15 protein-coding genes are annotated in these 13144 nt (G+C 66.6%); 10 read left to right on the top strand and 5 right to left on the bottom strand.

Annotated features, from left to right (window positions below):
• Positions 1 to 7: 7 nt before the first annotated feature.
• Both IEW15_RS12425 and IEW15_RS12420 read right to left on the bottom strand, forming a co-directional pair.
• Positions 8 to 1462, bottom strand: coding sequence for a diguanylate cyclase (locus IEW15_RS12425; protein ID WP_229708053.1), 1455 nt, complete (start codon positions 1460 to 1462; stop codon positions 8 to 10).
• A 138-nt stretch (positions 1463 to 1600) separates the two neighbouring features.
• Complete coding sequence (locus IEW15_RS12420) at positions 1601 to 2287, bottom strand: FMN-dependent NADH-azoreductase (protein ID WP_188578301.1); 687 nt, start codon at positions 2285 to 2287, stop codon at positions 1601 to 1603.
• 154 nt (positions 2288 to 2441) lie between these two features.
• Between IEW15_RS12420 and IEW15_RS12415 the strand changes: the two genes are divergently transcribed.
• Entirely contained in the window at positions 2442 to 3362 is a 921-nt protein-coding gene (locus IEW15_RS12415) for a LysR substrate-binding domain-containing protein (protein WP_229708052.1), read from the top strand.
• 30 nt (positions 3363 to 3392) lie between these two features.
• Here the strand turns inward: IEW15_RS12415 and IEW15_RS12410 are convergent, their stop codons facing one another.
• Positions 3393 to 3608, bottom strand: coding sequence for a hypothetical protein (locus IEW15_RS12410; RefSeq protein ID WP_188578298.1), 216 nt, complete (start codon positions 3606 to 3608; stop codon positions 3393 to 3395).
• Between the two features lie 297 nt (positions 3609 to 3905).
• Between IEW15_RS12410 and IEW15_RS12405 the strand changes: the two genes are divergently transcribed.
• Positions 3906 to 4451: a B12-binding domain-containing radical SAM protein gene (locus IEW15_RS12405; RefSeq protein ID WP_188578296.1), complete on the top strand. Its 546-nt coding sequence runs from the start codon at positions 3906 to 3908 to the stop codon at positions 4449 to 4451.
• A 41-nt stretch (positions 4452 to 4492) separates the two neighbouring features.
• Positions 4493 to 5473, top strand: coding sequence for a B12-binding domain-containing radical SAM protein (locus IEW15_RS12400; RefSeq protein WP_188578294.1), 981 nt, complete (start codon positions 4493 to 4495; stop codon positions 5471 to 5473).
• Between the two features lie 18 nt (positions 5474 to 5491).
• Here IEW15_RS12400 and IEW15_RS12395 read toward each other — a convergent pair whose 3' ends face one another.
• The gene (locus IEW15_RS12395; protein WP_188578292.1) at positions 5492 to 7444 is read right to left on the bottom strand and encodes an HAD-IIIC family phosphatase; all 1953 of its coding nucleotides are present in this window, start codon (positions 7442 to 7444) and stop codon (positions 5492 to 5494) included.
• 110 nt (positions 7445 to 7554) lie between these two features.
• On the opposite strand from IEW15_RS12395, the gene IEW15_RS12390 reads away from it, so the two are divergent.
• The gene (locus IEW15_RS12390) at positions 7555 to 8502 is read left to right on the top strand and encodes a class I SAM-dependent methyltransferase (RefSeq protein ID WP_229708051.1); all 948 of its coding nucleotides are present in this window, start codon (positions 7555 to 7557) and stop codon (positions 8500 to 8502) included.
• A 53-nt stretch (positions 8503 to 8555) separates the two neighbouring features.
• On the opposite strand, the gene IEW15_RS12385 is transcribed toward IEW15_RS12390, so the two are convergent.
• Entirely contained in the window at positions 8556 to 8831 is a 276-nt protein-coding gene (locus IEW15_RS12385) for an acyl carrier protein (protein WP_229708050.1), read from the bottom strand.
• 68 nt (positions 8832 to 8899) lie between these two features.
• Between IEW15_RS12385 and IEW15_RS12380 the strand changes: the two genes are divergently transcribed.
• From IEW15_RS12380 to IEW15_RS12355, 6 genes are all read left to right on the top strand, one after another.
• Positions 8900 to 10369 carry an MBOAT family O-acyltransferase gene (locus IEW15_RS12380; protein WP_188578290.1) on the top strand — a complete coding sequence of 490 codons (1470 nt, stop codon included), beginning with the start codon at positions 8900 to 8902 and terminating at the stop codon, positions 10367 to 10369.
• Positions 10356 to 10904, top strand: coding sequence for a hypothetical protein (locus IEW15_RS12375; protein WP_188578349.1), 549 nt, complete (start codon positions 10356 to 10358; stop codon positions 10902 to 10904). Before IEW15_RS12380 ends, IEW15_RS12375 begins: the two co-directional genes overlap by 14 nt.
• Positions 10901 to 11707: a response regulator gene (locus IEW15_RS12370; protein ID WP_229708049.1), complete on the top strand. Its 807-nt coding sequence runs from the start codon at positions 10901 to 10903 to the stop codon at positions 11705 to 11707. The genes IEW15_RS12375 and IEW15_RS12370 overlap by 4 nt, the downstream gene beginning before the upstream one ends.
• 266 nt (positions 11708 to 11973) lie before the next feature.
• Positions 11974 to 12156 (top strand): CsbD family protein, encoded by a 183-nt coding sequence (locus IEW15_RS12365; protein ID WP_188578288.1) that lies wholly within the window; start codon positions 11974 to 11976, stop codon positions 12154 to 12156.
• 144 nt (positions 12157 to 12300) lie between these two features.
• The gene (locus IEW15_RS12360; protein ID WP_229708048.1) at positions 12301 to 12774 is read left to right on the top strand and encodes an SRPBCC family protein; all 474 of its coding nucleotides are present in this window, start codon (positions 12301 to 12303) and stop codon (positions 12772 to 12774) included.
• Between the two features lie 121 nt (positions 12775 to 12895).
• Complete coding sequence (locus IEW15_RS12355) at positions 12896 to 13048, top strand: hypothetical protein (RefSeq protein ID WP_188578286.1); 153 nt, start codon at positions 12896 to 12898, stop codon at positions 13046 to 13048.
• The last annotated feature ends 96 nt before the right edge of the window (positions 13049 to 13144 follow it).

The raw sequence follows: 13144 nt of genomic DNA, 5'->3' as shown, positions 1-13144 counted from the left end.
GGGCAGGTCAGCCGGTGGTGACCGGTGCCGGTTCAGGACAGGTGAGACTGGTTGGGGCCGAGACAACCCGGTTGCGGCCACCATGCTTGGCATTATACATCGCCCGGTCGGCGGCATCGATCAGCCGGCCGTAATCGGGATGGCCATCGAACACCGCGATCCCGATCGACGCGGTGATCGTGATATGGGCGCCGCCGCTCAGGGTGACATCGGTCGCGGCGATGGCCGCGCGCAGGCGTTCGGCCATCTCGCGCGCGGCGGCATCATCGGTCTCGACCGCCACCACCAGAAATTCCTCGCCACCATAGCGGAACACGATGTCGCTGCCACGGCATGTGCCCAATATCGTCTCGGCCGCGCGGCGCAGGGCGGCGTCGCCGGCGCTGTGGCCATGGGCGTCGTTGATCGCCTTGAAATGATCCAGATCGATCATGATCAGCGCGAAGGGGCGCTTGCGGCGCAGCGCCAGGGCGATCTCACGGTTCAGGATCGCGGGCAGGAAGCGCCGGTTCAGGGTGCGGGTCAGGGCGTCGCGGCCGGCCTCGATGCCGATCAGCCCCTCGAAGGCCTGTTTCAGCACGAACTGGATCTCGCCCACCGCTCCTTGCAGGGCGCCGAGCCCGGCCGCGATATCGCCGGCGGTGGCGCGCGCGTCATCGATCTCCGGCAGAATCCGGCCGTCGATGGCCTGCATCAGCCGGGCCACCTGGTCCAGAACCGGCAGGCCCTCGAACATGATGCTGCCGCGATGATGGAACCACAGGCCGAATTCCGACCGGCCGATCGCGGGCAGGGCGGCACCCGTCGCGGCACCGGCGACATGGGCGCCGCCGGCCAGCGCCAGAAGCACGGTCTGATTCCATTCCAGCAGAGCGGCGCGCTGGCTCTCCCGCTCAAGGGTCAGATCCTGGCTCAGAAAGAACAGCCGATAGGCTTCCTCATTGCGCGTCTCGCGCTTCAGGTCGGATACGAAGGCGGTGTTCATCAGCTCGATGGCGATATCCATCACCGTCTCGATATGGACCAGCGCCTGAACCAGCCGGTCGCGATCGTCCAGCGACGCCGCCAGCCGGCCCGCCAGCCCGGCCTTGATCAGTCGCGCGCCGCGCCCGACCAGATGGATCGGCACGCGGACCCGGGCATGGACCTCGCCGATATGGCGCTGGATCGCGGCCATGGTGTCGAAATCGGGCAGGGGCTCGGCCGCGAACAGGCGGCACAGCCAGCCGGCCAGCGAGGCGCGCAGCCGCGTGCGGACCAGATCATGCGACAGCAACGGGGCTGCTTCCGGATCGGCCAGCAGCACGCGATAGAAATCACCGGCCAGATCGTCGGCCGCATCCGCCACCAACTCCGCCAGATGAAGGCGCAAATCGCCGTCGAATGCCGCCTGCGCCCGCCGCCAGTCGCGGCCGCCGGCGGCTGACGGGCCGTCGCGGTCGCCGGCCGGGGTGCCGGTCATGTCAGGTATGGGATCGTCCATTTGGGCGCGGACCGCCTCCTCAACGCCATCGGTCGCGGGCCGTTCTGGCTCCGGACCGGCGCATGATGGGACGGGACAGCGCCGACGGCAAGCCCTGGCTGGGTCTGGTCGGAAGGCTCAGGGCGTATCGTTGGCCATCCGGTCGGCCAGCCGGTTGGCCAGATCGTCGATCGCCGCCTCGGCGCGGGTGAGCGACGCGCGCAGCCGGTCATCGCCGAATTCGTCATACTCCACCGCCACACCGGCGGTATCGGTCAGGCCGATATAGCCGAGCGGCGCCGCCAGCCCGCCCTCGACATGGTTCAGATGGGCGATCCGCTCGCCGGGGTCATAGCCGAAATCCCCGCGCGCGCTGACGATCACCAGCCGCTTGCCGGGGGGCAGCATCGGCCAATAGGGCTCCGCGCCCCGGCCGCGATCGAAGCCGAAGGTGACGCCGACCCGCACGATATTGTCGATCCAGGCCTTCAGTGTCGCGGGCAGACCGAAATTATACATCGGCGCGCCGATCACCAGAACATCGGCGGCCAGCAGCTCGGCGACCAGCCGGTCGCTTTCGGCCAGCGCGTCGCGCATCGCGGCGGTGCGGGTGGCAGGTGGCGTGAAGGCGGCGGCCACCCAGGCGCCATCCACCGGCCGGGGCGGTTCTGCCGCGACATCGCGGTAGCGCAGGGTGTCCTTGGCCCGGCTGGCCTGCCAGCGGGCGGCAAAACGCGCGGTCAGCCGGCGGGTGTGGGAGCCATGCGGGTCTATACCCGAGCGACCGGCGCGGGCGCTGGCGTCGATCTGAAGCAGGGTTGCCATGACAGGGGGCCTTTCCGTGAGGGTGATGGCCGCGCATGGATGTGACAGGATCAGTCATCCCGATGCGGCGGCGGCTTCACGGGCAAGCAATAGGCTGATAGAACCGGTCCGGCAAAATCGGATCCCTCACCCGACGGATGAGACAGGCTCAGCCATGACCAGCCGCCCGGAACCGCCGGCACCGATGCCGCGCAAGCTGCCACCGCTGGGCGCCCTGCGCGCCTTCGAGGCTGCGGCCCGCCGGCTGAGTTTCCAGAAGGCCGCCGATGAACTGGCCGTCACGCCCACCGCGATCAGCCATCAGATCCGCCTGCTGGAAGACAGCCTGGGCGTGGCGCTGTTCATCCGCCATGTCCGGCGGGTGTCGTTGACCATGGCCGGGCTGACGCTGTTTCCGGCGGTGCGCGACGGGCTGGACGGCATGGCGACGGCGGTTGCCGCCCTGCGGCCGCCGCCCGTGACACATCCCGTGCTGACCCTGTCGGCGACCACCCTGTTCACCGGGCGGCGGCTGATCCCGGCCCTGGCCCGCTTCCGCGCCCGCCACCCCGACATCGATCTGCGCCTGCACGCGACCGAGGCGATCGCCGATCTTGAGGCGGGTGCCGCCGATGCGGCGGTGCGCTATGGCACCGGGCCGTTTCCGGGGCTGGTATCGCTGCATCTGTGCGACGATGCCTTCGGCGTGCTGGCAAGCCCGAGGCTGGGGCTGCGGTGCCCGCGCGATCTCGCCGGCACCACGCTGTTGCATGTCGACTGGCATCACCGGAGCCCCGATGCCCCCGGCTGGTCGCATTGGCGGCGGCTGGCCGGGGCATCATGGCTCGACACCGGCCGGGGGCTTCGCTTCACAGATGACGGCCATGCCCTTCAACTGGCCATCGCGGGTGAGGGCGCGCTGATCGGCAGTCTGGTTCTGTTGCGCGACGAGCTGGCGAGCGGCGTGCTGGTCCAGCCCTTCGGCCCGTTGATCCCCGGCGCCGGCTATCATCTGGTGGCGACACCGGCGCGCATGGCATCACCAGAGGTTCAGGCGCTGCGCGACTGGCTGAGCGCCGCTTGCACCGCCGCGTGACCCCGGGCGGGGCTGGCCGCCTGTGCCGTGTCAGACATGGCCATCGACAATGCCGATCACGCGCATCAGATGATGCAGCCGGCCGGCGATGCCCGATGCGGTCTCCACCGGCACACCGACCATATGGCGGTATTCCCAGGGGTGGATCACCGTCAGCGATTCCTGAAGGCAGGCGTGGATCACACACAGTTCCTGCTCGGACAATGCCAGGGTGAGCGTGCCTTCAGTGGCGCGGGACAACTCCATGGCGGGCCTCCCTATTTTGGCGCGGGCGGCCCGATATGACAGCCGCATCACCAGCCTAGCACCACCAGTGCCGCTGTCCACGGCACCCGATCCCGCGATGGCGCCAAATCGGCAGCCGCTTCGATTTGTCACGGCCCGGCCCGTGGCTCGTGGCCGACGCCAATAACGAAACAGGTTTCGTGCAGGCCGCCTGTCGCAAAATCACTAACGGTATCCGGCTATACAGCCTAGGCTTACCCAAAATATAGTAAGCCGGTTTTGCCGGCGTGGGGCGCACCGTAAAGGGAATTGCATACCATGATCCGTCGCATCCTCCTCGTTGCAGCCGATGCATCCGAAGAGTCGTTTCAGGCCAGCCGCTGGGGTAGCCACCCCCTGGGTCTGATGTACATTGCCGCGGCGGCGCGCGAAGCCTTTCCCGAGACCGAGATCCGGATCTTTCAGACGCTGACCAGCCGCGACTATGAAACGGCGTTGCCGCAGGTTCTGCGTGAGTTTCAGCCGGATCTGATCGGCTTGCGGGCGCTGTCGTTCTTCCGTGACCAGTTCACGGCGCTGAGCCGGATCATCAGGCACACGCTGCCCGGGCGACCGATCATTGGTGGTGGGCCACATGTGTCCTCGGCCTATGATCAATTGCTTGAGGCGGGCGAGATCGATCTTGCGGTGATCGGCGAGGGCGAGGAGACGTTTTCGGCCCTGCTCACCATCCTGAACCGTGGTGAGCCGATGCCGGTCGATCTGGTCGGCACCGCGGCCCTGGTCGACGGCAAGGTGCTGCGGAACGAGAAGCGGGTCCGGATCAGGGATCTGGACGCGGTGCCCCTGCCGGCTATGACCTGATCGATCTTGATCAGTACCGCGGGATCAGCAACGCGGCCCACGTGCCGCCATCGCATTGCGGCTATATCGAAACGTCGCGCGGCTGCCCGTATCGCTGTTTCTATTGCCATATCGCGGCGGAGAAGGCGACGCATCAGCGCTCACCCGACTCTGTGGTCCACGAGATGCGCAAGCGCCGCGATGACCACGGTATCACGTCGTTCATGTTCGTCGACGACATCTTCAACTTCCCGCAGCCCCGCGCCAAGGCGGTGCTGCGCAAGATCGCGGCCGAGCTGCCGGGCATGCGCTTGCACTTCCCGATCGGGCTGCGCGCCGATCAGATGGACGAGGAGATGCTGGATCTGTTCGAGGCAGCCGGCACGGTGATGATGTCGCTGGCCGTCGAGACGGTCACGCCCCGGCTGCAACGCTTCATCGGCAAGAACCTGAAGATCGACCGCGCGCAGAAGATGATCGATGCCGCGTCCAGGCGTTTCATCTGCACGACCTTCTTTATGGCCGGGTTCCCCTCCGAGACAAAGGAAGAGATGCGGGCGACGATCGATTATGCCGCATCCTTCGATCATTTGTGCGATCCGACATTGAATATTGTGCGTGTGTTCCGCGATACCTTGCTGTGGACGCATCTGGATCCCACGCCGGAACAGGCGCGGCGTCTGGATGGACAAACCAGCATGCGCACCACGCCGCGCATGTTCACCACGGATCCGTTCGTGTTCTATGGCGATATCTTCGATCGGGACAAGGTTCCCCTGACGTCCGACGATATCGCCGAACTGCGGATTGAATGGTTGCAGAAGGTCCAGTTCAATCCACAGCGGATCGTCAACAGTTACGAGATGATGCGACGCTTCCTTGATGAGGAGGATGTCGCGCGCACCTATCAGTCATGGCTGAATGACGAGCGCTTCACCATGCGCAAGATGCAGCGTATGCTTGAATTCGGCCGGGCGCAGATCAACAGGAATCCACCCGCGATCCGTCAGCCGGCGCCGACGCGGTTGAAGATGACCGCGTGATGTCGATCCGGCTGACGGTCATCCGGCGATCGTGATCGGGAAGTCGGGTGGCGTGACATGATCCGCCACCCGCAGTCGCCAGACGGTTGCATCGGCCGGAAGGTCCGGGGCGCCGGCTGCCAGGGGCCATGCATCATGGGGCGCGGCCGTGAAACCGAGCGCGGCGTAGTGGCCGGCGACCATGGCGTTGCGACCTGAGGGCAGGTACAGACCTGTGAGCGTGGTGATGTGTCGCGCGCGCGCGCATGCGGCGAGCTTCGCCAGGACCGCCATCTCGACCTGACGGTTCAGCACCCGGCAGCTCATCAGCCAGGTGTCGATCGCCCAGATCCGGTCGATATCACCGCGGGTGTGGGCGCGGCAGATCACGACCGAGATGATACCGGCGTCGCCAAAGGTGTCGCGCAGGCGAATACAGAAGGCCGTCGTGTCCCCTGCCGCTTCCATTGCGGCGAGCGCTGCCGCGTCATAGCGCCGTGTCGTCAGATTGAACTGGTTCGACCGGCTGATAAGCTGCGCCGCGCGTCCACGTGATGCGGCATCGACAACTGTCATCTCGATCCGCGTGTCCAATGCGCGCAGATAGGCTTGAAAATCGCCGAGCCTGAGATGGCCCGACCGCGCCATGCGGGTATAGTGCCCGGCCCGGATGTGATCCTCCTCGGACACGGTGACCGCCTCGAAATAGCCGGCGGCGAGCAGGCGGTCGGGGACCGAGGCCGGATCGTCGGGCAGCTCGGGCACGGCAACCTGGGGCAAGGCCTCGCGCACCTGCCGACGCTCCGCCGGATTGTCGTCGAGCAGGACGAGCGCATCGACGCCCCATTCCAGGCGGGCGGCGATGTCCTCGACCTGTGTGGCCTTGTCGCGCCGGTCGGCGACGAAAACAGCGATGTCGCTCTCGCGCAGCAGCATGTCGGGATGATCGCGAAACGCCTTGCGGGCGACATGTTCATCATTCTTGCTCGACACGGCCAGCACCACGCCGCGCCGGCGCAGGTCCAATGCCAGCCGCTGCACCGACAGGAAGGCCTCGCCCACGGGGTCACCCTGACCGATCACGATCGCCTCTGGCCCGTCGTCGCCGATCACGCCGCCCCACAGCGTGTCGTCGAGGTCAAGGATCAGGCATCGTCGGGCAAGGCCGGCACGGGCGGCGGCGATCCGCGCGACGTGATCGGCATAGAGCGGCAGCATCGTGGTTGAGATGGCGCTTTTCGACCAGTGCCATTGGCGCGGGTCGTGCCAATTGGCGGTGCCCACGGTCTCGGCCAACGCCGCCAGGTCGAACAGAACGGCATTATTGGCCTCGGCCCAGTCAATGAGCCACTGGTTGACCTGATCGATGCGCCGGCGCGCCGACAACGCCGTCCGCCGATCGAAATGACCGAAGAGTGCCGCGGGCATCTGCGGCAGTGTCTGGACCATGATCGTGGCACCGGTCGTGGCGGCGGCGCGATCATGCAGCATCGCCAGATGCGCCAGAACCAGATCAAGCGCGTGGCCCGATGTGTCGGGGGCGCCGTCCTCGGGCCAGTGGGGCAGTCGCCGCCGGTCCAGCGACAGCAGAACCAGGTCCGGGGCCGCGCGGAACACGGCGGCTCCCGGATCATTCAGCGTGGCTGGTATCTGGTTGTCGGGCGCGACGCTCACCCTGATGTCGAGGCCATGACGCAGACCCGCGACCCGGATCGCATCGGGCAGGAATGCGCTGGTGGTGTCGGACAGGATGGCGAGCCGCAGCGCGCGGAAGGCGGGTGCCGGATCGTCGTCACCGATCAGCCGGTCGGCCAGACGGGCAAGCGGCGCCATCTGGGGCAGGGACAGGCGGTGGGTGGCAAGCCGGCGCAGCGCAAGCAGCCCTTCCGCCCGTGAACGGCCGGCGGCAGCGTCGACCAATGCCAGTTCCGGCCGCAGGCGACCGGGCAGGGCCGGAAGCCATGGCAGGGCGTCGAGGGTGTCGCTGGTCATCCTCCATCCTTCTGTGTCGAGGCCTTCTGTGTCGAGGCCTTCTGTGTCGAGGCCTTCTGTGTCGGGAGCCGGTATCCTATGATCGGGTGACGCAGCACCGGACCGATTGGATGTCGAACGCGATGAACCTAGCCCAGCTTGCCACCATCTCGCCTGCCCTCGCGGATATCGTCGATGCCGTGCTGGTGGTCTGGCCTGAGCATGAGGCGTTCCTGCATCGGCGCTTTCGCGGAGAGACGCCGGAGCGCATCGCCGCGCTGGACCCGGTCGCGACGGCGATCCGCGCGATCTGTGGCGCCTCGCTCGGCGGCTTTGCCGATGGTTATCGCCGGATGTGCGGGATGATCAACGATGAGGAGCTTCATTTCCGCCGGACAGGTGGCTACCGTTTGCAGCGTTTCGCCGAGGTCGAGGCGCTTATCTATGCTGATCCTGAAGAGATGCGTCCGTATCTGGATGGCATCCTGTTGTCGCAGGTGTTGTGGCGCAATCATGCCGATGCGATCGTGCTCTATCGCGCGGTTTTCCTGGCGGGGAGCCGACCGGGCTGTCGCCACCTGGAGATCGGACCCGGACACGGGTTGCTGCTGGCGCTGGCGGCGGCCGATCCGGCATGCGGCGCCATCTCGGGTTGGGATGTCAGCCCGACCAGCCTTGCCCGCAGCGCCCAGGCGCTTGAATGCCTGGGTCTGGCAAAACCGGTGGAGCTTGTGACCGTGGATATCGGCGACCCGGACGCGCGGCCGGATGCGGGCTTTGACAACATCGTGCTGAGCGAGGTTCTGGAGCATCTGGAACGGCCCGATCTGGCGCTGGAGACGATCCGCGATCTTCTGGCGCCTGGAGGGCGGGCATTCCTGAATGTTCCGGTCAACAGCCCGGCACCGGATCATATCTATCTGTTCGAGACCCCTGAGGCGGTGGTCGAGATGACGGCCGCCGCCGGCCTCGATGTGACCCGTGTGGATCTTCTGCCCGCGACCGGTGTGGCCCTCGATCGGGCGCGGCGGATCAGGGCGACCATCTCGACCGTGATCATCGCGACCCGGTCCCCCTGATGGCCATGGATGGCCGGTCTCATCTGCCAGCCGGTCTCATCTGCTCGCCGGTCTCATCTGCCAGCCTTGGCGTCGATCGTGGCCATCAGGTCACCGATATTACGCATGCCGGCGATTTCCTTGGTCGTGAATTTCATCATGTATTCATCTTCGATCGCCACGATGAAACGGATGTGATTAAGGCTGTCCCATTCATCCACATCCGCCGCCGATAGTTCCGGCGTGACGGTGAGGTCTTCGACGTCGAGCGTTTCTTCAAGGATTTCCTTGATGCGTGCAAGGCGGGACATGATGTCGACGTCTCCATCTGGACTGGTTTCGGCCGGCATGATAAAGCTCCGCGAATGGTCCGGCAACAATACAGACAGGGCCGCGTGACCGGTCAGGGTGTGGGTCTATGCTTTTCGTCGAGCCTGTCTTCCTGGCTCTGGCTGCCCTGTTCACAGGGCTGGCCGCCATTCCGATGCGGTCCGGCCACTTCAAGCTGGTTCTGGCGGCCACCAGCATCATCTTTCTGGCCCTGTCTCTGGATCCCGCCCGGTTATGGCTTCTGGCCGGGTTCGTTGCGACCGGCTTTATGGCAACGCTGGCGGCACGTCGGTTCGGCTGGTATGGGGCGGTGCCGGGCCTGATCGTGCTGCTGGCCGAATTCGTGGCGGTCCATGCCGGCGGCATTCTGCTGGTCGATCCTGACCTGATGGGCATCGTCGGCATTCTGGGGCTGGCCTATGTGCTGTCGCGGATGATCCACATCCTGGTGGACGTGGCCGTGGATCCAAAGGGCATGCCAAGGGTGACGGGTCTCGACTACCTGAATGTCAACCTGTCTTTCCTGACCTTCCTGTCGGGGCCGCTGCAACGCTTTCCCGACCATCTCGACGCCATTGAACGGCGTGCGCCCGCCCAGGGTGGGGCACGTGTCGCCGCACTGGGGCGGATCGCCACCGGATATGCCAAGATCCTGATCGCGCTGCCGCTGATCGATCTGGCGCAGGACTGGCTGATGAAACAGGCGGCTGACGGCACTGTCATCGGCGTCGACCTGGCGGCGATGGCCGGTGTGGCCGTGGGCCGCGACGGGCCGGCGCTGGTGACGATAACGTTCCAGGTGTTGGCCGCGACATTGTTCCCGATCCGTCTCTATCTGAATTTCGCGGCCTATATGGATATTGTGATCGGTCTGGGCAGGCTCGCGGGGCTGTCTCTGCCCGAGAACTTCCGACACCCCTTCCGGGCCAACGCGCTGCTCGATTACTGGTCGCGCTGGCACATCACGATGTCGGACTGGTACAGGGACTATATCTTCACCCCCATTGTCACGGCGTTGTGCCGGCGCTGGCCATCGGCCCGCGCCATGGAGGTCCACGCCATGATCGGCCTGCTGGTCACCTTCGTGGTGGTTGGATTGTGGCACGACGTCAGCCTGGGCTTTGTGGCGATCGGGCTGTTGATTGGCGCTGGCATGATCTGGAACCGCGCCTGGCGCTGGGGCCTGAAATCGGCGTTGGGTTCCTCGGCCTGGACGCGGTTGAAAGGGCGGTCCTGGTATCGGGCCGGATCGGCCGTCGCGTGCTATCTGTTCCTGACCAGCTTCGTTGCCATCTACATGTGGCTCTATGGCGATGCGCCGCCGCCGGCGCTGGCCCCACGCCCGGTCTTTCTGCTGGTCCTGCTGCCGGTGGTGCCGGCGATCTTCCTGGGTGGGCTCGTCTGGCGGCATCTGTCGATCCGGGCCGAAGGGCTGACGGCGCGGATCGATGCCGACTGGCGGTCGTGCCTGGGGCTTGCCGCGGCGATCTGCGTGCTGCTTCTGATCGCATCGATCCGCACGGATGTGATCCCGGAGTTCGCCTATGCGCGGTTCTAGGGCGCCGCGCCGGCCTGTCCGGCACCCGGTGATGGTGGTGGCCATTGCCACGGGCCTGTTCTGGCTGATGCTGGCCGTGGTTGCTGGCATGATCCGTGTGCTGCCGGTCGACACCTCGGCCGACCGCTTTCTCGATACCCGCGAATATGTCGCCCAGTCGCTCTACTGGCTGTGCACCGATCATGGCCGCCGGGATCAGTTGATCGTGCTGGGCGCATCGGGTGCCGCGGCCTACAAGCCGGCGGACCGGGCGGCCATGGCGCCGATGGTCGACCAGCACCTCATTCACCTGTCCGGAACGCGGGCCTCCGAGCTTGCCGTCGTCGTCGATCTGCTGGCGAACTGCCTGACACCGGAACGGGCGGCGCGGACCCGGCTGGTGGTGGCCAGTATCTATGCCTTGTATCTTCCACCCTTCAAACCGTCCGATGTTCTGACCCTGCCGCGCCATCTGGCGGCGACCGGTGCTTTCGTCGAGGGCGCGGAGGGCTGGCAACTCGCGCCTCGCTACGCAGATCCGCGGACAGGCGGGTGACGCCCGACATCGTGCTGATGGATGCGGTGATGCCCGGCATGGACGGCTTCGAGACCTGCCGCCGCCTGAAGGCCCGGCCGCATGTCGCCCATGTGCCGGTGATCTTCATGACCGGGCTGGCCGAAACCGAGGATGTGGTGCGCGGCTTTGCCGCCGGCGGGGTGGATTATGTCGCCAAGCCGATCGTGCCCGACGAGTTGATCGCCCGCATCCGCACCCATCTGGCCAATGCCCGGCTGGCACAGAGCGCGCGGGCGGCGCTGGATGCCACCGGCCGCCATCTGCTGGCGGTGGATGGCAATGCCCGGCTGCTGTGGTCGACGCCGCAGGCCGAGGCGCGGCTGGCGGCAGCTTTCCCCACCTGTGCCGGCAATGCCGCGCCGGGGCAGGGGCCGGCCGCGGGGCTCGCGGCCGGCTTCCGCCTGGGGCCCGAGGCAGCCACCTGGCTGGCGGTGCCGGGTGCCGCCGAGGCGGCGCCGCTGACGCTGGCGGTGGAGGCGGGCGGCGCCGTTCAGTTGACCCTGATCGGCCGGCTTGGCCCCGACGAAATCCTGCTGCGCCTGACCGAGGGCCGGCTGGTGCGCGACGAGGATCTGCTGCGCGAGGCCTTCGGCTTGACGGCGCGGGAATCCGAGGTGCTGCTGTGGGTGGCGAATGGCAAGCCCAACCGGGTGATCGCCGAGATCCTGGAACTGGGCGCGCGCACGGTCGACAAGCATGTGGAACGGATCTTCGCCAAGCTGGGGGTGGAGAACCGCACCGCCGCCGCCGCTCAGGCGTTGAAGGTTCTAGGCGGGCGTTGAAGGTTTTGAGCGGGCGCTGAGGGTGCTGGGCGCGCGCTGACGGGGGCGTGGCCGTGGCTTAATTCGGACGTATCCTGCGTTTTGCGATGCGGTTGTGACAGGACAGGGGGCGCTTCGTGGCTTCGTCCGTCACCCGCTTGCGCATTGGCTCTCCCTTGCCGACCTTGTGGTGGGAAGCGGGACGAGCCGTCCGACCGGGCGGTTCATCCGACGCTCCCACCGGCCCGGCCACCAAGGGCGGGCCCCACAAACTGGAGAGTCTGATCATGGACAAGGATCGTATCGAAGGCGGCGTTCGCGAAGCCAAGGGCAAGGTGAAGGAAGTTGCCGGCCGTGTGACCGGCGACCGCCAGACCGAGGCCGAGGGCCGCGTCGAGAAGACTGCCGGCCGTGTGCAGGGCGAATACGGCAAGGCCAAGGACGCCGTGCGCGACGGCCTGCGCAAGTAACCGGTTCCTGCCTGGCCGGGCAGAGACCGGCCATGGGCAGGCCAGGGTGACGGGGGCACGGGCGGCGCAGCGCTGCGCGCCCCCGCCCGCCGCATCTGCGACACCCTCGACGCCTGCCGCGCCATCAGCCCGGAGGTCATATTCGTGACGGTTTCCGACAAGACCATACGATTGAAAACAGATCTGCCCGTCGCCCCGGCCCGTGTCTGGGACGTGCTTACCGGTGCGCGCCATATCGAGGCATGGTGGGGTCGCCACGTGGCGCTGACCCAGCGTGCCGGCGGCGGCGTGCTGATCCGTGCCGACGGCAGCGACCGTGGCCGCGATATCCGCGGCCGGGTGCTGCGCTGGTCGCCGCCATCGGCGCTGGAACTGGCGCTTGCCGATGAAGCCTGGGCCAGCCAGACGCGGGTGAACATCCGCCTGGAGTCCACCGGCGACGGCACCCGTCTGTTGCTGGACCATGTGGGCTGGGACGGCCACGACGACACCGCCCGCCACCAGATCATGGTGGCCTGGGACCGCGACTGGACCAGCCGCCTGGCCCGCCTGCGCGCCTATATCACCCGCACCTCCGACGGTGGCGCCGCACCAGCCCCTCAGGCGGTGGCGTCCTGATCGGTCGGGCCTGACTTAACAGGATCGTGTCCGGTTCGTCACAAAGCCAAAGACCCTGCTATCGTATGATGATAAATATCGCTCGGCAGACAATCCGCCACTGTCGAGAAAGCGTGATATCATGACCGCGACCGATGCTCTGGTATATCACCCCGGTACACCTCTGGCCGCCACCGATCGCCGTATCTGGCACAAGCCCGCGCTCGACAGCCTGGCCGTCGATGACACCGCATTGGATGTCGACGGCATTGATGATAGCGGCGGCTTTTCGTGATCGGGCCGGTGATGTGATCCAGATCTGTGACGGTCGGGCGCCGACACTGATCCTGCCTGATGTGCCGCCCCGTTTGTTGTGGTGACGGCGAGGCGG

Origin of the sequence: Tistrella bauzanensis, from assembly GCF_014636235.1 — a bacterium.
In the GTDB taxonomy this organism is placed as follows: Bacteria; Pseudomonadota; Alphaproteobacteria; order Tistrellales; family Tistrellaceae; genus Tistrella; species Tistrella bauzanensis.
The sequence above is the reverse complement of the archived record's forward strand: the minus strand, read 5'-3'. Positions and strand labels throughout refer to the sequence as shown.